The following is a 19,436-nucleotide window of genomic DNA, read 5'->3' as shown; positions in this document are numbered from 1 at the left end:
CGCCGCCGATGCGCCAGCCGACCGACGCCGCCTTGCCGTTCCCGACCGACGCCGCCTTTCGGGCCGTCGAACTGTCGCCGCCCGCGGCGGCGCAACGCGCCGGCGTGCGGCTCGTGCGGCTCGATTTCGATTTCGACGCCGCGCACCGCACATGCGCGTTTGCGTGGCTGAGCGATGCCGAGCGCGAGCGCGCTCGCCGCTTCATGCGCGCAGAGGACACGCTGCGCAGCGCCGCGACGCGCGCCGTCGTGCGCGGCGTGATCGGCGCGGCGCTCGGCTTGCCGCCCGCCGAGTTGCGGATCGTCGCCAACGCGTCGGGCCGCCCGCGGCTCGCGCCCGAGCATGCGGCGCGCGCGCCGACGCTCGACTTCAACGTATCGCATTCGGGCGCGCACGCGCTGATCGCATGGAGCCGCGCCGTGCGTGTCGGCGTCGACATCGAGGCGCGGCGGGCGGACGTCGACTGGAGGTCGCTTGGCCGCTCGGCGTTCGCGCCCGCGGACGCCGCGGCGATCGACGCGCTGCCCGCTGACGAACGCGAATCGGCGTGCTACCGCGTATGGGCGGCGAAGGAGGCGCTGCTGAAGGCGCTCGGCACGGGGATCGGCGGCGGCCTGACCGCGTTTTCGGTGCTCGCCGGCGGCGGCGCGCCGCCGGGCGCGGGCCGCGCGCCCGGCGTCGGCGTCGTCGATCCGACGTCGGCCGCGAGCGGCGTGGCGGCGTTCGACGCCGCGTGGCTCGACGCGCCCGCAGGCTATGCGGCCTGCTTGGCGTGGCGGCGCGCCGGGCAGGGGGCGTTCTAGCCGCGGTGCGCGGCGGCGCGGGATTGGCATCGGCGTTCGCCCCGTTGCGTCGTCCCGCCATGCCCCGCGCCATTCCGCGGCCGGCGGATTCCTCACGGCCTTGCATGGCGATTGCGATGCCTTCGGCCATCGAGGGGCGATCACCGGCGATCACCGGCGATCGCGAGCTATCGCGGATCATCGCGGCGTCGACTGCGCTCACGAGCGCGCCGGCCCTAGGGGAAACTCCTAGCCCCGGTTTTTGAAAAACAAGTTGTCTATACAACATCGAATCACTACACTCGTCTCATTCCGAAAACTTGTATAGACAGGACCCCTTCATGATCACGCTGACCCCAGGCCGCCTGACTCTCCCGCAACTGCGCCGGATTGCCCGCGAGAACGTGCAGATCGCGCTCGACCCCGCGAGCTTCGCCGCGATCGACCGGGGTGCGCAGGCCGTCGCCGACATCGCCGCGAAGGGCGAGCCGGCGTACGGCATCAACACGGGCTTCGGACGCCTCGCGAGCACGCACATCCCGCACGATCAGCTCGAGCTGCTGCAGAAGAACCTGGTGCTGTCGCATGCGGTGGGCGTCGGCGAGCCGATGGCGCGCCCCGTCGTGCGCCTCCTGATGGCGCTCAAGCTGTCGAGCCTCGGCCGCGGCCACTCGGGCATCCGCCGCGTCGTGATGGACGCGCTCGTCAAGCTGTTCAACGCCGACGTGCTGCCGCTCATCCCGGTCAAGGGCTCGGTCGGCGCATCGGGCGATCTCTCGCCGCTCGCGCACATGTCGGCGGTGCTGCTCGGCATCGGCGACGTGTTCATCCGCGGCGAGCGCGCGAGCGCGACGGACGGGCTGCGCGTCGCGGGCCTTGCGCCGCTCACGCTCGAAGCGAAGGAGGGCCTCGCGCTCCTGAACGGCACGCAGGCGTCGACCGCGCTCGCGCTCGACAACCTTTTCGCGATCGAAGACCTGTACCGCACGGCGCTCGTGTCGGGCGCGCTGTCGGTCGACGCGGCGGCGGGCTCGGTGAAGCCGTTCGACGCGCGCATCCACGAGCTGCGCGGCCATCGCGGCCAGATCGACGCGGCCGCCGCGTACCGGTCGCTCCTCGACGGCTCGGCGATCAACGTGTCGCACCGCGACTGCGGCAAGGTGCAGGACCCGTACAGCCTGCGCTGCCAGCCGCAGGTGATGGGCGCGTGCCTCGACCAGATCCGCCACGCGGCCGGCGTGCTGCTTGTCGAAGCGAACGCGGTGTCGGACAACCCGCTGATCTTCCCGGATACGGGCGAGGTGCTGTCGGGCGGCAACTTCCACGCGGAGCCCGTCGCGTTCGCGGCCGACAATCTCGCGATCGCGGTGGCCGAGATCGGCGCGCTCGCCGAGCGCCGCATCGCGCTCCTGATCGACGCGACGCTCTCCGGCCTGCCGCCTTTCCTCGTGAAGGACGGCGGCGTGAACTCGGGCTTCATGATCGCGCACGTGACGGCCGCCGCGCTCGCGTCGGAGAACAAGACGCTCGCGCATCCGGCGTCGGTCGATTCGCTGCCGACGTCGGCGAACCAGGAGGACCACGTGTCGATGGCGACGTTCGCCGCGCGCAAGCTCGCGGACATCGCGGAGAACGTCGCGAACATTCTCGCGATCGAGCTGCTCGCCGCCGCGCAGGGCGTCGACCTGCGCGCGCCGCACGAAACGAGCCCGGCGCTGCGGCACGCGATGAAGACGATCCGCGCGGATGTCGCGCACTACGATCTCGACCATTACTTCGCGCCCGACATCGCGGTGATCGCGCGGCGCGTGCGCGAGCGCGCGTTCGCGACGCTGAGCCCGCTGTCGTTCGAATCGGAACAATAAGACGATGAGCACACCCGCCTATCAGGAAATCAAGGACTTCATCCTCGCGCGCATTCACGCCGGCGAATGGGCGGAAGGCGATCAGGTGCCGTCCGAGAACGAGCTCGCGCGCGAGTTCAAGGTCGCGCGGATGACCGTCAACCGCGCGCTGCGCGAGCTGACGGCCGAGCAGGTGCTCACGCGCATCCAGGGGGCGGGCACGTTCGTCGCGCGGCCGAAATACGAATCGACGCTCGTCGCGATCCGCAGCATCTCCGACGAAGTCGCCGCGCGCGGCCACAAGCATCATGCGCGCGTGCTCGACCTCGTCACGATGAAGGCCGACGAGGCGCTCGCCGACGAAATGCAGGTGCCGCTCCACACGAGGCTCTTCCGCTCGGTGATGCTGCACTACGAGAACGACGAGCCCGTGCAGCTCGAGGAACGCTGGGTCAATCCGGCCGTCGCCGCGGATTACGCGGAGCAGGATTTCTCGGCGATCACGCCGAACCAGTACCTGACGCGTGTCGCGCCGCTGCAGCGCGTCGAGTACCGGATCGAGGCGGCGATGCCCGATCGCGCGATGCGCGAGGAGCTGGAGATGAGCGAAGCCGAACCGTGCCTCGTGCTGCATCGGCGCACGTGGTCGCAGGGCGTCGTCGCCTCGGTCGCGAACCTCTGGCATCCGGGCAGCCGCTATCGCTTCACCGGCCATTTCTGAACGCTTGACGAACCTTCACATCCTTTTCCGGGAGCAGTTGCGATGAACCACCCGAAACACATCGATCCGCGCCTCGATCCGACCCGCGTGATCCGAGCGCCGCGCGGCAGCGAGAAGACCTGCAAGAACTGGCTCGCCGAGGCCGCGTACCGGATGATCCAGAACAATCTCGATCCGGAGGTCGCCGAGCATCCGCACGCGCTCGTCGTCTACGGCGGCATCGGCCGCGCGGCGCGCAACTGGGACTGCTTCGACCAGATCCTCGCGTCGCTGAAAGACCTGAACGGCGACGAGACGCTGCTCGTGCAATCGGGCAAGCCGGTCGGGGTGTTCCGCACGCACGAGAACGCGCCGCGCGTGCTGATCGCGAACTCGAACCTTGTACCGCACTGGGCGACGTGGGACCACTTCAACGAGCTCGACCGCAAGGGCCTGATGATGTACGGCCAGATGACGGCGGGTAGCTGGATCTACATCGGCAGCCAGGGGATCGTGCAGGGCACCTACGAGACGTTCTTCGCGGTCGCGAACCAGCACTTCAACGGCGATCCGGCGGGCCGCTGGATCCTGACGGGCGGGCTCGGCGGCATGGGCGGCGCGCAGCCGCTCGCGGCGACGATGGCGGGCTTCTCGATGATCGCGGTCGAGTGCGACGAATCGCGGATCGACTTCCGCCTGAAGACGCGCTACGTCGACAGGAAGGCGAAGACGCTCGACGAAGCGCTCGCGATGATCGACGAGGCGAAGCGCGCGGGCAAGCCGGTGTCGGTGGGCCTCCTCGGCAACGCGGCCGACGTGTTCGCGGAGATCGTCGCGCGCGGCATCACGCCGGACTGCGTGACCGACCAGACGAGCGCGCACGATCCGATCAACGGCTACCTGCCGCAGGGCTGGAGCGTCGAGCAGTGGCGCGAGGCGCAGAAGGTCGATCCGCAGAGCATCGTGCGCGCGGCGAAGCAGTCGATGGCGGCGCAGGTGCGCGCGATGCTGACGCTGCAGGCGCGCGGCGCGGCGACGCTCGACTACGGCAACAACATCCGCCAGATGGCGCTGGAAATGGGCGTCGAGAACGCGTTCGACTTCCCGGGCTTCGTGCCCGCGTACATCCGGCCGCTGTTTTGCGAAGGCAAGGGGCCGTTCCGCTGGGTCGCGCTGTCGGGCGATCCGGAGGACATCTACAAGACCGATGCGAAGGTCAAGGAACTGATCCCCGACGATGCGCACCTGCACAACTGGCTCGACATGGCGCGCGAGCGGATCGCGTTCCAGGGGCTGCCCGCGCGGATCTGCTGGGTCGGCGTGAAGGATCGCTATCGCCTCGGCCAGGCGTTCAACGAGATGGTGAGGAACGGCGAGCTGAAGGCGCCGGTCGTGATCGGCCGCGACCACCTCGACACCGGCTCGGTCGCGAGCCCGAACCGCGAGACGGAGGCGATGAAGGACGGCTCGGATGCCGTGAGCGACTGGCCGCTGCTGAACGCGCTGCTGAATACGGCGGGCGGTGCGTCGTGGGTGTCGCTGCATCACGGCGGCGGCGTCGGCATGGGCTTCTCGCAGCATGCGGGCGTCGTGATCGTCGCCGATGGCACCGATGCCGCGCACGAGCGCCTCGGCCGCGTGCTGTTCAACGATCCGGCCACGGGCGTGATGCGTCACGCGGACGCCGGCTACGAGCTCGCGCAGCGCACCGCGAAGGAAGCGGGCCTGAAGCTGCCGATGCTCGGACGCTGATGCGGGCCGCGCCGTCCCCGATGCGCGCGACGCTGATCCGCGCGGACGCGCTCGTTGCGTCGCCGTGGAAGAACGGCGGCGGGGTGACGCGCGAGATCGCCGCGCATCCGCCGCGCGAGGGCGCCGGCCACGGCGCGCTCGACGCGTTCGCGTGGCGCGTGAGCGTCGCGGACGTCGCGGAGCCGGGGCCGTTCTCGCGCTTTCCCGGCGTCGACCGCACGCTCGTGCTGCTCGCGGGCGCGGGGATGACGCTCGTCGGCGCGGACGGCGCGCGGCACGCGCTGCGCGCGCCGCTCGATCGCGCCGCGTTCGCGGGCGAGGCGGCGATCGCGGCCGAGCTGCACGACGGCCCGACGCGCGACTTCAATCTGATGATCCGGCGCGACGCCGCGCGCGGCGGCGTCGACGTATGGCGCGGCGGCGCGGCGCACGCGCTGTGCGCGGACACCGTGCTGCTGTTCTGCGCGAGCGGCGCGCCCGTCGTCGACCTCGGCGGCGGCGCGAGCGTCGCGCTGGGTGCGTTCGACACGCTGCGCATCGACGCGCCAGCGCCCGCGAACGGCGAGCTGCGGTGCGCGGTTCGCGGCGACGGCGCGCTTCTCGCGGTCGGCGTGACGCTTCTTCAAGACAATGCACAAGGCTCGAGCGGATGAAATCGATTCTCTGGCACAACCTGAAGCTGTGCGCGCACGGCGACCCGAACGACACGATCGCGGACGCGGCGATCGCGGTGAACGGCGACGGCACGATCGCGTGGACCGGGCGCGCGAGCGACGTGCCGGCCGGCTACGTGCACTGGTCGCGCGAGGACCTGCGCGGCGCATGGGTGACGCCCGGCCTCGTCGACTGCCATACGCACCTCGTCTACGGCGGCCAGCGCGCGGACGAGTTCGCGCAGCGCCTGGCGGGCGCGAGCTACGAAGAGATCGCGCAGCGCGGCGGCGGGATCGTGTCGACCGTGCGCGCGACGCGCGACGCGAGCGAGGCGACGCTCGTCGAGCAGGCGGCCGCGCGGCTGCGGCCGCTTCTCGCCGAGGGCGTGACCGCGATCGAGATCAAGTCCGGCTACGGGCTCGAGCTCGCGAGCGAGCGCCGGATGCTGCGCGTCGCGCGGCAGCTCGGCGAGCGCTTTCCGGTGAGCGTCTACACGACGTTCCTCGGCGCGCACGCGCTGCCGCCGGAATACGCGGGCCGCGCGGACGAATACGTCGACGAGGTCTGCGAGCGGATGCTGCCCGCGCTCGCCGACGAAGGGCTCGTCGACGCGGTCGACGTGTTCTGCGAACGGATCGGCTTCACGCTCGCGCAGAGCGAGCGCGTGTTCGAGGCGGCCGCGCGGCGCGGGCTGCCCGTCAAGATGCACGCGGAACAATTGTCGAACGGCGGCGGCGCCGCGCTCGCCGCGCGTTATCGCGCGCTGTCGGCCGATCATCTCGAATATCTGGACGAGGCGGGCGTCGCGGCGATGCGCGCATCGGGCACGACGGCCGTGCTGCTGCCGGGCGCGTACTACTTCATTCGCGAGACGAAGCTGCCGCCGATCGATCTGCTGCGCCGCCACGGCGTGCCGATCGCGCTCGCGACCGACCACAATCCGGGCACCTCGCCGCTCACGTCGCTGCTGCTGACGATGAACATGGGCTGCACGCTCTTCAAGCTGACGGCGCAGGAGGCGCTGCTCGGCGTCACGCGCCATGCGGCGGCGGCGCTCGGCGCAGGCGACCGGCACGGCTCGCTCGCGCCGGGGCGGCAGGCGGACTTCGCGGTGTGGGCGGTATCGACGCTCGCGGAGCTCGCGTACTGGTTCGGCCGGCCGCTGTGCGAGCGGGTCGTGAAGGGCGGCGTGACGGTGTTCGCGCGCGAAGTGCGCTGACCGGAAGACGAGCATGACGATGATCGAATCGATGTTGTTTGCCGAGCATGCGTATCTGCCCGGCGGCTGGCAGCGCGACGTGCTGCTGCGCTGGGATGCGACGGGCGCGCTCGTCGACGTGAGCGCGAACGCGGCGGCGCCCACGCGCGTCGCGCGCGCGAGCGGGCCGCTCTTGCCCGGCATGCCGAACCTGCATTCGCACGCGTTCCAGCGCGCGATGGCGGGGCTCACCGAATATCGCGCGAATCCGTCCGACACGTTCTGGAGCTGGCGCGACCTGATGTACCGCTTCGCGCTGAAGATCACGCCCGACGCGCTCGCCGCGGTCGCGCGCTGGCTCTATGTCGAGATGCTGAAAAGCGGCTACACGTCGGTGTGCGAATTCCATTACGTGCATCACGCGCCGGACGGCACGCGCTATCCGCGGCTCGCGGAACTGGCGGCGCGCGTCGTCGGCGCGGCGCGCGACGCGGGCATCGGCATCACGATGCTGCCCGTCGCGTATCAGTACAGCGGCTTCGGCGAGCGCGCGCCGCGCGACGACCAGCGCCGCTTCATCAACACGCCGGACGCGCTGCTCGCGCTTCTCGGCGCGCTGCGCGGCGAACTGCCCGAGCACGGCGGGCTGCGCTACGGAATCGCGCCGCATTCGCTGCGCGCGGTGTCGGAGAGCGGGCTGCGCGAACTGGTCGGCGCGCTGCCGGCCGACGCGCCGGTCCACATCCACATCGCCGAGCAGACCGCGGAAGTCGACGATTGCGTGCGCGCGTACGGCGCGCGGCCGGTGCAATGGCTCATCGACCGCTTCGACGTGAACGCGCGCTGGTGTCTCGTCCATGCGACGCATCTCGACGCCGCCGAGACGCACGCGCTCGCGCGCAGCGGCGCGATCGCGGGCCTGTGTCCGACGACCGAGGCGAACCTCGGCGACGGCATTTTTCCGGCGGTCGACTATCTCGCGGCGGGCGGCGCGATCGGCATCGGCTCGGACAGCCACGCGAGCGTCGACTGGCGCGCCGAGCTGCGGCTCTTCGAATACGGGCAGCGGCTCGCGCGGCGCGAGCGCAACGTGCTTGCCGATGCGGCGCAGCCGCGCGTGGCGGACCGCCTGTTCGCCGCGTCGCTCGCGGGCGGCGCGCGCGCGGCCGGGCGCCCCGTCGGCGCGCTCGAGGCAGGCCGGCGCGCTGACTGGATCGTGCTCGATCCCGCGCATCCGTCGATCGCCGAGCACGGCAGCGACACGTGGCTGTCGGGCGCGGTGTTCGCCGAGCATGGCGACACGCCGGTGCTCGACGTGTACGTCGGCGGCGAGCAGGTGGTGAGCGCGCGCCGGCATCGTGACGAAGAGGCGGCGTATGCCGGATACCGCGCGGCGCTTGCGCAGCTATTGAGCTAAAGCGCGGCCGCGTTGCGCGAACGCAGGGCGCTACGAAGGGGTGGCAACGCGGACGCTTCGCAACGCGGTTAGGATAGGTTCGGCATCCGGCGCGGCGGCCCGCCGCCGCGTGCGCCGCAAGAATGGCCGGCGAGCCGTGCGGCTCGCCGCATCATCAACGAGGTCGAACGATCATGAACACCGCATCGCATCCGCCGGTATTCACGCTGCATCGCGGCACGCTGCCGCTGCTCGTGTCGATACCGCACGCGGGCACTCACATTCCCGATGACATCGCCGCGACGATGACGCCCGTCGCGCGCCACGTCGACGATTGCGACTGGCATCTCGAGCGTCTGTACGATTTCGCGAAGAGGCTCGGCGCGTCGGTGCTCGTGCCGTCGCACGCGCGCTATGTCGTCGACCTGAACCGTCCGCCCGATGATGCGAATCTCTACCCGGGCCAGGACACGACGGGCCTCGTGCCTGTCGATACGTTCGACAAGACGCCGCTGTACGCGCACGGCAGCGAGCCGACCGTCACCGAGATCGCGCGCCGCCGCGCGCGCTACTGGGCGCCGTATCACGATGCGCTCGCGGGCGAGCTGCAGCGGCTGAAGGACGCGCACGGCCGCGTGCTGCTGTGGGAAGCGCACTCGATCCGCTCGCACGTGCCGCGCTTTTTCGACGGCCGGCTGCCGGACTTCAACTTCGGCACGTCGAACGGCGCGAGCGCCGCGCCCGGTCTCGCCGACAAGCTGGCCGCGCTCGTCGACAGGCACGGCGGCTACACGTCGATCGCGAACGGGCGCTTCAAGGGCGGCTACATCACGCGCCACTACGGCGCGCCGGAGCAGGGCGTGCAGGCGGTGCAGCTCGAACTCGTGCAGGCGACCTACATGGACGAAGCGCGGCCTTATTCGTATGACGAAGCAAAGGCGCAACGGATCGCGACGCTGCTCGAGGCGCTCGTGAGGACCGCGCTTTCGCGACCGATTTGAAACGAGCGCAACGGACGCATGTTTCGTTCGCGATTCGCATGTGTGTTGCGAGAAGCGAGCGTATCAGCCGATCATTATTCGGATTCCGATCGAGCCTCGCGCCGATGCCGCGCAATACGCGCATGTGCCGGCACCGATCGTCGAATATTTTAAGCAACGCTTGAGCCGAGAGATCAGGGAAAACCCCGGCTTCGTAATGTTGAAACCGAATTGACGGCGTTTCCAGTTACGATAAGCTGATTGTCAGCTAGCCGTCACATCGATCGCGGCGGCGTCCGTCGACGTTGCCGCCACTCGCGAACGGGCTGCTGCGACGTTCGCGACGATCGACCGGCTGGCCGAGCGGCGGCGCATGCGAAGTCGCATCGCCGCTTGCCGCGTTCAATACTTTAAACAGTCAGTCGAGTGTGATCGTGAGAGTCCAAGGCCCCTTGGTCGGACGGGATCGAAGTCGGCGCGCGAGTCTTGCGCACGCCGTCGATGCCGCCGCCGACGGCTGCGGCAAGCATCTCGCCAGCCGAAGCCTGTCCATCTTCCCCTCCGTGTCCCGGCGCTCCGTGCGCCGCCACAACGCGGTCGCCGCGCGCGCCTACATGGCGGTGCACGACGACGGCATCGCGTCGCTGTTGCCCTAGCGCCTCTTTTCGTCGCTCGCCGGGTCGTCCGCTGGTTCGTCGTTACCGCGCGCCGTTGCATGGTGCGAAGTCCCGCCGACGCCTCGTCGCGCGCCGTGCATGCGTTCGTCGCGCGTGTCGAATGGAGGAATCGCGATGAATGAACACCTCGACGCCGGGCAGCGGCCTGTCGTCGGCGTCTGCGCGGATCGCAAGACGATTGGCCTGCATGTCGCGCACGTCGCGGGCGAGAAATACCTGAATGCCGTCGTCGACGGCGCACATGCGCTCGCGATCGTGCTGCCCGCGCTCGGCGAGCGGCAGCGCGCGGACGAGTTGCTTGCGCTCGTCGACGGCCTGCTGCTGACGGGCAGCTATTCGAACGTGGAGCCCGCGCGCTACGGTGGCCCGGCGAGCGCGCCCGGCACGCTGCACGACGCGGCGCGCGACGCGACGACGCTGCCGCTCGTGCGCGCCGCGATCGACGCCGGCGTGCCCGTGCTCGCGATCTGCCGCGGGATGCAGGAGCTGAACGTCGCGTACGGCGGCACGCTGCATCAGGCGGTGCACGCGTCGGGCGGCCACGCCGATCATCGCGAGGACCTGCTGGCGTCGGTTGACACGCAGTACGGCCCCGCGCATCCGGTCCGGCTCGTGCCGGGCGGCCTGCTGCATCGGCTCGCGGGGGCCGGGACCGTCGACGTCAATTCGCTGCATGCACAAGGCATCGAGCGGCTCGGCGACGGGCTGACCGTCGAGGCGCGCGCGCCCGACGGGCTCGTCGAGGCGATCGGCGTGCGCGACGCGCGCGCGTTCGCGCTCGGCGTGCAATGGCATCCCGAATGGCGATTCGACGGCAATCCGCTGTCGCGAGAAATCTTTGCGGCGTTCGGCGCGGCGTGCCGCGCCCGAAGACGCAGGACGGCCGCACGCGCGCTGCGCGCGTGACGGCCGTCGAAGCTTATCGAAGAGAGGCTCACATGCAAGACATCGATGATTTTCTGAGGCAGCACCGGATCACCGAAGTGGAAGCGATCATCCCCGACATGGCGGGCATCGCGCGCGGCAAGATCATTCCGCGCAACAAGTTCGAAACCGGCGAATCGATGCGCCTGCCGCAGGCGGTGATGGTGCAGACCGTCACCGGCGACTACCCGGAGGACGGCACGCTCACGGGCGTGACCGATCCCGACATGGTGTGCGTCGCCGACGCGTCGACGATCTGCCTGATTCCGTGGGCGGTCGATCCGACCGCGCAGGTGATTCACGATTGCGTGCATTTCGACGGCTCGCCCGTCGAGATCTCGCCGCGCTACGTGCTGCGCCGCGTGCTCGACCTGTATCGCGCAAAGGGATGGAAGCCCGTCGTCGCGCCGGAGCTCGAGTTCTATCTCGTCGACATGAACAAGGACCCGGACCTGCCGCTGCGGCCGCCCGTCGGGCGCACGGGGCGCGCGGAGACGGGGCGGCAGTCGTACTCGATCGAAGCCGTCAACGAGTTCGATCCGCTCTTCGAGGACATCTACGAATACTGCGAACTGCAGGGCCTCGACATCGACACGCTGATTCACGAAGTCGGCGCCGCGCAGATGGAGATCAACTTCCTGCACGGCGACGCGCTGTCGCTCGCCGACCAGGTGTTCCTGTTCAAGCGCACGGTGCGCGAAGCGGCGCTGCGCCACAACATGTACGCGACGTTCATGGCGAAGCCGATGGAAAACGAGCCGGGCTCGGCGATGCACATTCATCAGAGCGTCGTCGACATTGAGACGGGCCGCAATCTCTTCATCGGCGCGAGCGGCGATGCGACGCCGATGTTCCGCAGCTATCTTGCCGGCCTGCAGAAGTACACGCCCGCGCTGATGCCGATCTTCGCGCCGTACATCAACTCGTATAGGCGGCTCTCGCGCTTCATGGCCGCGCCGATCAACGTGCAGTGGGGCTACGACAACCGCACGGTCGGCTTCCGGATTCCGCATTCGGTGCCCGCCGCGCGGCGGATCGAGAACCGGATTCCGGGCGTCGACTGCAACCCGTATCTCGCGATCGCGGGCACGCTCGCGGCGGGCTACCTCGGTATCACGCAGGCGCTCGAGCCGACCGAGCCGATCGCGAGCGACGGCTACAGCCTGCCGTATCAGTTGCCGCGCAATCTCGAGGAGGGGCTCACGCTGATGAGCGCGTGCGCGCCGCTCGCCGAGATGCTAGGCGAGAAGTTCGTGATGGCCTACCTCGCGTTGAAGGAAACGGAGTACGAAGCATTTTTCCGCGTGATCAGCTCGTGGGAGCGCAAGCACCTGCTGCTGCACGTTTGAGCGTGCGTGAGCACGCCGCATTAAGGAGATCAAAGTGACGTATCGAACCGAAGACATCGCCTATGTAGAACCGCTGCACGCGAGCGCGTCGCGACAGCGCCGCACGAGCGCCGAATACCGCGCGCTCGACGCCGCGCACCACATTCACCCGTTCTCGGACATGGGCTCGCTCAATCGCGCGGGCAGCCGCGTGATCGTGAGGGCCGAAGGCGTCCATCTGTGGGATTCCGACGGCAACAGGATCATCGACGGCATGGCCGGCCTCTGGTGCGTGAACGTCGGCTACGGCCGCGACGAGCTGATCGAGGCCGGCAGCCGCCAGTTGCGCGAGCTGCCGTTCTACAACACGTTCTTCAAGACCACGCATCCGCCCGTCATCGAGCTGTCCGCGCTGCTCGCGGAAATCGCGCCGCCGGCGTTCAACCGCTTCTTCTATTGCAACAGCGGCTCCGAGGGCAACGACACGGTGCTGCGCATCGCGCATCAGTACTGGCGCACGCAGAACCGCCCGCAGAAGAAGTTCGTGATCTCGCGCAGCAACGGCTATCACGGCTCGACGATCGCGGGCGCGACGCTCGGCGGCATGAGCTACATGCACGAGCAGATGCCGTCGAAGGTCGAGCACATCGTCCACATCGATCAGCCTTATTACTTCGGCGAAGCGGGCGAGGGACAGACGCCCGAGGCGTTCGGGCTCGAACGCGCGCGGCAGCTCGAAGCGAAGATCCTCGAACTCGGCGCGGAGAACGTCGCGGCGTTCATCGGCGAGCCGTTCCAGGGCGCGGGCGGCGTGATCTTCCCGCCGTCGACGTACTGGCCCGAGATCGAGCGGATCTGCCGCCAGTACGACGTGCTGCTCGTCGCGGACGAAGTGATCGGCGGCTTCGGGCGCACCGGCGAATGGTTCGCGCATCGGCACTTCGGCTTCGAGCCGGATCTGATGACGCTCGCCAAGGGCCTGACGAGCGGCTACGTGCCGATGGGGGCCGTCGCGCTGTCGGACCGGATCGCCGACGCGCTGATCGCGCACGGCGAGTTCAACCACGGGATGACGTACTCGGGGCATCCGGTCGCGGCGGCGGTGGCCGTTGCGAATCTGAAGGTGCTGCGCGACGAACGGATCGTCGAGCGCGTGAAGACCGATACCGGCCCCTACTTCCAGCAGTTGCTGCGCGAGACGTTCGCGAACCATCCGATCGTCGGCGAGATCGCGGGCGCGGGGCTCGTCGCGGGCATCCAGCTCGCGCGCGAGCCGGGCGCGCGCAAGCGCTTCGAGAACGGCGGCGAAGTCGGCACGATCTGCCGCGACTACTGCTTCAACGGCAACCTGATCATGCGCGCGACGGGCGACCGGATGCTGCTGTCGCCGCCGCTCGTGGTCTCGAAGCCCGAAATCGACGAGATCGTCGAGAAGGCGAAGCGCGCGATCGACGCGACGGCGAAGCAGTTGGGCTTCGCGTGATGCAGGGTGGGTGGCGTCGGGTGTGCGCGCGTCGATCACGGTGACGGAGCGATACGCATATGGGGCACGCGGCGGTACAACTGCTCTTGCCGGTTGAGTAAGGCGGCTTGGTCGGTGCTACTTGTCTCGATACCGTTTCAGCTCTTTTCGAAGTCGGTGATTGTCCAAAAGCAGGGCGACGAAAACGACGGTCGCCAGGATAAGGGTGCTCCACTTGCCGGCGCCGATTGAAAACAGCCATGCGAGGCCCGCGCATAGAACTGCGACGCCGAGTAGCGCAGCGCGATCAATCCACCACTCACGGGAACGGGTCTTCATGGTCATTTCGCGAATTCGGGTTGCTTGGTCGACAGGCCGCGGCGCGCATACATAAGGCGGTTCGTCGCGTTGTCATCGAAGATTTCCGGGTGAGTCTGCAGGTGAAACAGCAGGGTGCTCGGAACGCGGATTGCCGCCTCGAACTGGAATCGTTGGACGGCTCGCGAGATGTCAGTCGAGCTGCCGCATTGCGCATATTTGCCGGTGGCGACCATGAGGCTGCCGACGGCCGCGCCGACATACCACGATGCATAGATTCCGCCGGCCGCTAGCAGCTTCTCCGGCAAAGTGGTTGCGCCGATCAGTTCCGCAAGCGTTGCATTTCGGCCGAGCCGGTCAACTGCTGCGACGAGTGCGCCGACGCGTGTAAGCAGGGTGGTTTGGGTGCCGTACCAGCTCGACGGCACATCAAGGCCGAGCGCCTCCATGTTTTGCTTGAAAGCTTGGTAGAACGCTGTTCCCGTGCAGGCTACAGACATTTGATTTCCCTCGGATTTTTGTATTTGGAAGCCCGGGCAGGATGCCATAGCGCGCGATGGGCTGGCAACTGGTGGGGTCGGTGGGGCGTTGGGTGCGAAAAAAAAAGCCCCGCAAGTGTGGGGCTCTTTTGCTTATCAACTGAATGCTGGTTCGGGGTGTCCGTTGAGGATCTGCCTGAACCAGTCTTTGAAACGCTGCCAGCGGCTACGCTTGGTGTCTTTGGTGGGCGGTACTGGGATCGAACCAGTGACCCCTGCCGTGTGAAGGCAGTGCTCTACCGCTGAGCTAACCGCCCAAAGAGCCTTGAATTATGTCAGAGCTTTTCCACTTCGTAAAGCACTTTTTCGACATAACTCATCTGGCGGGTGCCGGTCGCGCATCGCGCGACCAAGGCCGTGATTCTACCGGCAATCGCGCACTTTTATCCAGAACTTTTTCAGCGCCGCCGCGCGCCGTCACTTCGCCATGCCGCGAAGCCGCCGGATCTCGTCGTCCAGATATTCGCCGAAGCGCTCCGCAACGGGCTCCCGCTCGTTCGCCCGGCGCAGCCGCAACGTGTGCGATTCGAGCGCATCGCCGGCGAGCGGCAGGTAGCGCAGCCGTTCGCTGCGCACCTGGCGCAGCACGCTCGGCACGAGCGCCACCCCCATCTCGAACTCGACCATCGTCAGCACCGTCTGCCACAGGCGCGCTTCGTGCCGGATCTGCGGGCTGAAGCCCGCGCTCACGCACTGCGCGATGATGAGGTCGTGATAGTGAGGCGCCGCCTCGCGCGGGAACAGGATGAACGGCTCGTGCGCAAGCGTCGCGAGATCGACGCGCTTTCGTCGCGCAAGCCGGTGCGCGGCGGGCAGGCAGCAGAGGAACGGCTCGGAGAAAATCGCGTCGGCCGCGATCTCGGGCGGGAACGTGCCCCAGTGCGCGTAGCCGACGTCGATCTGCGCGCGCAGGATCGCCTGCACCTGCTCGTGCGTGTTCATCTCCTTCAGCACGACTTCGACATTCGGATAGTCCGCCTCGAAGCGCCGCACCGCGGACGGCAGCCCGCGATACAGCATCGAATTGACGAAGCCGATCTTGAGTCTCCCCGCGAGCCCCGACGCCGACCGAATCGTCAGACGTTGCGCCTCCTGCGCCTGCAGCAGCAGCCGGCGCGCCTCGCCGAGCAGCACTTCGCCCGCATTCGTCAGCGTGACCGACTTGCTCGTGCGCGCGAACAACTGCACGCCGAGCTCGTCCTCGAACTTGCGGATGTCGAAGCTCAGGGCCGGCTGCGAGATGAACAGCCGTTTCGCCGCGCGGCCGAAATGCAGTTCCTCCGCGACGGCGACGAAGTAGCGCAATTGCTTCAGGTCCATCCCGTTTCCGTTCGAAGCGATCGATAAATGCTGCTTATCGTACTGGATAAATCCTGTATTGGACGATTATCGATCGCGGTCCTACGCTCGTCGAACCAGGAGACAAGCGATGAACATGATGAAAGAAATCGTCGAAGTGAACGCGCCCGCGGCGGGCGCGGCGAACATTCCCGACTCGCGGGGCATCAACTTCTTCACGAACGACCCCGATTGCGCGGCGCTGTTGCGGCTCCATCTCGGCGAAGCGCGCTTTCGCGACCTCGAGCCGGAACTGCGCACGCTCGGGCTGCGCGCGTCGGACGAGCTCGATCGCCTCGCGTCGCGCGCCGATCGGAATCCGCCCGTGCTTCAGCCGCGCACGCGTCGCGGCGAGGCGCTCGAGACGATCGACAAGCATCCGGACTATGTCGCGCTCGAGCGCGTCGCGTATTCGGAGCTCGGGCTCGCCGCGATGAGCCATCGCGACGATGCGCCGCCGCCGCTCGTCAAGTATGCGTTGACGTTCCTGTTCGTGCAGGCCGAATTCGGCCTCTGCTGTCCCGTCAGCATGACCGACTCGCTGACGCGCACGCTGCGCCGCTTCGGTTCGCGCGAGCTCGTCGGGCGTTTCCTGCCGCGGCTCGCGTCGCGCGATTTCGACGTGCTGTACCAGGGCGCGATGTTCATGACCGAGCAGGCGGCGGGTTCCGACGTCGGCCGGATCGCAACGCGCGCGGTGCGCGATACGTCCGCCGACGGCTCGGCGATCTGGCGTCTGTTCGGCGACAAATGGTTCTGCTCGAACGCGGACGCCGATCTCGCGATGGTGCTCGCGCGCCCCGAGGGCGCGCCTGACGGCGTCAAGGGGCTCGCGTTGTTCCTGTTGCCGAAGACGCTTGCCGACGGTTCGCGCAATCGCTATCGGATCGTGCGTCTGAAGGACAAGCTCGGCAGCCGCTCGATGGCGAGCGGCGAGATCGCGCTCGAAGGGGCGCAGGCGTATCTGATCGGCGAGATCGGCCGCGGCTTCCATCAGATGGCCGACATGATCAACATGTCGCGTCTGTCGAACGGCGTGCGCGCGGCGGGGCTGATGCGTCGCGCGACGACGGAGGCGCTGCACGTCGCGCGCCATCGCGAAGCGTTCGGCCGCAAGCTGATCGACATGCCGCTGATGCAGCGGCAACTCGTCAAGATGCTCGTGCCGACCGAGCAGGCACGCTCGCTCTTCATGCAGATCGCGCTGCTGCTCGCGAAAGCCGACGAGGGCGACGCGCAGGCGGCCGGCTGCGTGCGGATACTGACGCCGCTCATCAAGTTCCGCGCGTGCCGCGACGCGCGCCGCGTCGCCGGCGACGCGATGGAGGTGCGCGGCGGCACCGGCTACATCGAGGAATGGAGCGACGCGCGCGTGCTGCGCGACGCGCATCTCGGCTCGATCTGGGAGGGCACGAGCAACATCGTCGCGCTCGACGTCGCGCGGGCGGTCAAGCGCGAAGGCGCGCTCTCGCCGCTGCGCGCGTTCCTGCTCGACACGCTCGACGCGGCGCGGCTGCCCGGCGCGAGCGCGGCGCGTCTGCGCCGCGCGCTCGATCGCGCGAGCGACGCGATCGCGCACGTCGCGCAGACGGGCGACGATGCGTTCGTGCGGCAGGCGGCGTCCGCGCTCTATCACGCGACGACCGCGATCCTGCTCGCGAGCGAAGGGATGCGCCTCGCGCCCGACCATCGGCGGCTCGCGCTCGCGCATCTCGTGCTGCGCCACAAGCTGTCGCCCGTCGATCCGCTCGCGCTGCCGGGTGCCGATGCCGATGCCGATGCGGACGCCGGCGCGCTGGCGGCGTTGCTGCGCGATCGGCCCGTCGCGCTCGACGATGCGCTGCGGCTGCTCGGCGAGCCGTCAGGAGAGGCGGCATGAGCGGCGATGTCTCGAAGCGATTTCCGTCTTCAAGCGGATGGGAGATCGGGTGTGCCGCCGCGCGTGCGCCCGATTCGGCATGCGCGTCCGGTGTTGCCGGCGAGGCAGGGAGCGCCGCGGATTCGTCGCAGCCGGCGAGCGCACTTTGTGCATCGTCCGCGCGGCGCGAATCGTCGGAGACGACAATCGCCGATGCTGCGCACACCGCAAGCACCGCGAACACCGCGCGCCGCCCGAACCCGGCCGTCCCGGGCAACGCGACAACGACCGAGCCCGCCCGTCATGGCGCGCTCGCGGGGCTCAAGGTGATCGACCTGAGCCGCGTCCTCGGCGGCCCGTACTGCACGCAGGCGCTCGCGGACCACGGCGCGCGCGTGATCAAGATCGAGCCGCCCGCGGGCGACGAAACGCGCGGCTGGGGCCCGCCGTTCTTCGACGACGACGCGTGGTACTTCACCGGCGTGAACCGCAACAAGGACGGGATCGCGCTCGACCTGTCGCGCGACGAAGGCCGCGCGATCCTCTGGCGGCTGCTCGAGGACGCGGACGTGCTTGTCGAGAACTTCAAGCCCGGCACGCTCGCGCGCTGGGGGATGGACTACGAGCGGGATTTGCGGCCGCGCTTTCCGCGCCTCGTCCATTGCGCGATCACGGGCTTCGGCGCCGACGGCCCGCTCGGCGGGCTGCCCGGTTACGACGCGGTGATCCAGGCGATGGCGGGCCTCATGAGCGTGAACGGCGACGCCGACGGCGACGCGACCCGCATCGGCCTGCCGATCGTCGACATGGTGACGGGCCTGAACGCGCTCGCCGGCATCCTGCTCGCGCTCGCCGAGCGCGAGACGAGCGGCGTCGGCCAGTCGGTCGACATCGCGCTGTACGACTGCGGCGTGTCGCTCCTGCATCCGCATCTGCCGAACTGGTTCGGCTCGGGGCGCACGCCCGCGCGCAGCGGCAACGCGCATCCGAACATCGCGCCGTACGACAGCTACCGCACCGCGAGCGCGCCGATCTTCCTCGCGGTCGGCAACGACCGGCAATTCGCGCGTCTCTGCGCGCACCTCGGCGTGCCCGCGCTCGCGAGCGATCCGCGTTTCGTCGACAACCGCAGCCGCTGCGCGCATCGCGCGGAGCTGAAGGCGAGCCTCGAAGCGCGGCTCGCCGATCGCGACTGCGAAACGCTCGCGCGCGAGCTGATGGCCGAGGGCGTGCCGTGCGGGCCGGTGCGCACGGTCGATGCCGTCGTGCGCGATCCGCACACGCTGCATCGCGGGCTCGTCGTCGAGATGGGGCGCTACCGCGGCGCCGCGTCGCCGATCAGGCTGTCGCGCACGCCCGCGACGTACCGCAGCGCGCCGCCGACGCTCGGCCGCGACACGCGCGCGGTGCTCGACGCGCTCGGCATCGACGCGGCGCCGCAGGCGCGGCTCGCCGACGCGGGCGTGCTGAAGGAGGCGAAATAAATGGCGACGTGAGCGAATGCATGCGGCCGCCGGCGCGAAGCGGCGGCTTCTGCTTGATGGTCGCCGTCGGGGGCGCGCGCGGCCGGACGTCCGGAGACGATCGATCCGTCTTCGGCCGAACGGTTCGCGTGGCCCGCCCGGCGCGACCGAATCCGGAGCGATCCGGCCCGACCGGTGAAGGCGCGCGCGAGTCGCGCCGCCG

17 protein-coding genes and 1 tRNA gene are annotated in these 19,436 nt (G+C 69.0%); 14 read left to right on the top strand and 4 right to left on the bottom strand.

What is annotated here, in order from left to right:
• The first annotated feature begins 8 nt into the window (after window positions 1-8).
• From WT16_RS11250 to WT16_RS11195, 12 genes are all read left to right on the top strand, one after another.
• A complete protein-coding gene (locus WT16_RS11250) occupies window positions 9-803 on the top strand; it encodes a 4'-phosphopantetheinyl transferase superfamily protein (RefSeq protein WP_063533353.1) in 795 nt (264 codons plus the stop codon).
• Between the two features lie 320 nt (window positions 804-1,123).
• Complete coding sequence (gene hutH / locus WT16_RS11245; RefSeq protein WP_015601965.1) at window positions 1,124-2,647, top strand: histidine ammonia-lyase; 1,524 nt, start codon at window positions 1,124-1,126, stop codon at window positions 2,645-2,647.
• Window positions 2,648-2,651: 4 nt separating this feature from the next.
• A complete protein-coding gene (hutC, locus tag WT16_RS11240) occupies window positions 2,652-3,347 on the top strand; it encodes a histidine utilization repressor (protein WP_006025899.1) in 696 nt (231 codons plus the stop codon).
• Between the two features lie 42 nt (window positions 3,348-3,389).
• Window positions 3,390-5,078 carry a urocanate hydratase gene (gene hutU, locus WT16_RS11235; RefSeq protein ID WP_045554830.1) on the top strand — a complete coding sequence of 563 codons (1,689 nt, stop codon included), beginning with the start codon at window positions 3,390-3,392 and terminating at the stop codon, window positions 5,076-5,078.
• Window positions 5,078-5,731, top strand: a complete 654-nt coding sequence (locus tag WT16_RS11230) for a HutD family protein (RefSeq protein WP_063533352.1) — start codon at window positions 5,078-5,080, stop codon at window positions 5,729-5,731. Before hutU ends, WT16_RS11230 begins: the two co-directional genes overlap by 1 nt.
• Window positions 5,728-6,951, top strand: coding sequence for an imidazolonepropionase (gene hutI / locus WT16_RS11225; RefSeq protein WP_059933841.1), 1,224 nt, complete (start codon window positions 5,728-5,730; stop codon window positions 6,949-6,951). The genes WT16_RS11230 and hutI overlap by 4 nt, the downstream gene beginning before the upstream one ends.
• A gap of 13 nt (window positions 6,952-6,964) precedes the next feature.
• The gene (locus tag WT16_RS11220; protein ID WP_063533351.1) at window positions 6,965-8,347 is read left to right on the top strand and encodes a formimidoylglutamate deiminase; all 1,383 of its coding nucleotides are present in this window, start codon (window positions 6,965-6,967) and stop codon (window positions 8,345-8,347) included.
• Between the two features lie 173 nt (window positions 8,348-8,520).
• Entirely contained in the window at window positions 8,521-9,327 is an 807-nt protein-coding gene (hutG, locus tag WT16_RS11215; RefSeq protein WP_059933835.1) for an N-formylglutamate deformylase, read from the top strand.
• Between the two features lie 431 nt (window positions 9,328-9,758).
• Window positions 9,759-9,962, top strand: coding sequence for a hypothetical protein (locus WT16_RS11210; RefSeq protein ID WP_041861616.1), 204 nt, complete (start codon window positions 9,759-9,761; stop codon window positions 9,960-9,962).
• Between the two features lie 135 nt (window positions 9,963-10,097).
• Window positions 10,098-10,889 (top strand): gamma-glutamyl-gamma-aminobutyrate hydrolase family protein, encoded by a 792-nt coding sequence (locus tag WT16_RS11205; RefSeq protein ID WP_015601557.1) that lies wholly within the window; start codon window positions 10,098-10,100, stop codon window positions 10,887-10,889.
• Window positions 10,890-10,921: 32 nt separating this feature from the next.
• A complete protein-coding gene (locus WT16_RS11200) occupies window positions 10,922-12,256 on the top strand; it encodes a glutamine synthetase family protein (RefSeq protein WP_063533843.1) in 1,335 nt (444 codons plus the stop codon).
• A 34-nt stretch (window positions 12,257-12,290) separates the two neighbouring features.
• Complete coding sequence (locus WT16_RS11195) at window positions 12,291-13,718, top strand: aspartate aminotransferase family protein (RefSeq protein ID WP_063533350.1); 1,428 nt, start codon at window positions 12,291-12,293, stop codon at window positions 13,716-13,718.
• 117 nt (window positions 13,719-13,835) lie between these two features.
• On the opposite strand, the gene WT16_RS11190 is transcribed toward WT16_RS11195, so the two are convergent.
• From WT16_RS11190 to WT16_RS11175, 4 genes are all read right to left on the bottom strand, one after another.
• Window positions 13,836-14,036 (bottom strand): hypothetical protein, encoded by a 201-nt coding sequence (locus WT16_RS11190; protein WP_223873582.1) that lies wholly within the window; start codon window positions 14,034-14,036, stop codon window positions 13,836-13,838.
• A 2-nt stretch (window positions 14,037-14,038) separates the two neighbouring features.
• On the bottom strand, window positions 14,039-14,515 hold the full coding sequence (locus WT16_RS11185) for a hypothetical protein (RefSeq protein WP_063533349.1): 477 nt from the start codon (window positions 14,513-14,515) through the stop codon (window positions 14,039-14,041).
• Between the two features lie 221 nt (window positions 14,516-14,736).
• Window positions 14,737-14,811: transfer RNA gene (locus WT16_RS11180), tRNA-Val, on the bottom strand.
• Window positions 14,812-14,971: 160 nt separating this feature from the next.
• The gene (locus WT16_RS11175; protein ID WP_063533348.1) at window positions 14,972-15,874 is read right to left on the bottom strand and encodes a LysR family transcriptional regulator; all 903 of its coding nucleotides are present in this window, start codon (window positions 15,872-15,874) and stop codon (window positions 14,972-14,974) included.
• A gap of 109 nt (window positions 15,875-15,983) precedes the next feature.
• Between WT16_RS11175 and WT16_RS11170 the strand changes: the two genes are divergently transcribed.
• Both WT16_RS11170 and WT16_RS11165 read left to right on the top strand, forming a co-directional pair.
• Complete coding sequence (locus WT16_RS11170) at window positions 15,984-17,771, top strand: acyl-CoA dehydrogenase family protein (RefSeq protein ID WP_082874783.1); 1,788 nt, start codon at window positions 15,984-15,986, stop codon at window positions 17,769-17,771.
• Window positions 17,768-19,234, top strand: coding sequence for a CoA transferase (locus tag WT16_RS11165; RefSeq protein ID WP_063533347.1), 1,467 nt, complete (start codon window positions 17,768-17,770; stop codon window positions 19,232-19,234). The genes WT16_RS11170 and WT16_RS11165 overlap by 4 nt, the downstream gene beginning before the upstream one ends.
• The last annotated feature ends 202 nt before the right edge of the window (window positions 19,235-19,436 follow it).

The organism is Burkholderia sp. MSMB1589WGS (assembly GCF_001636105.1).
Lineage (GTDB): Bacteria > Pseudomonadota > Gammaproteobacteria > Burkholderiales > Burkholderiaceae > Burkholderia > Burkholderia humptydooensis.
Note: the sequence above shows the minus strand (reverse complement) of the source record. Positions and strands in the feature narration are given on the sequence as shown.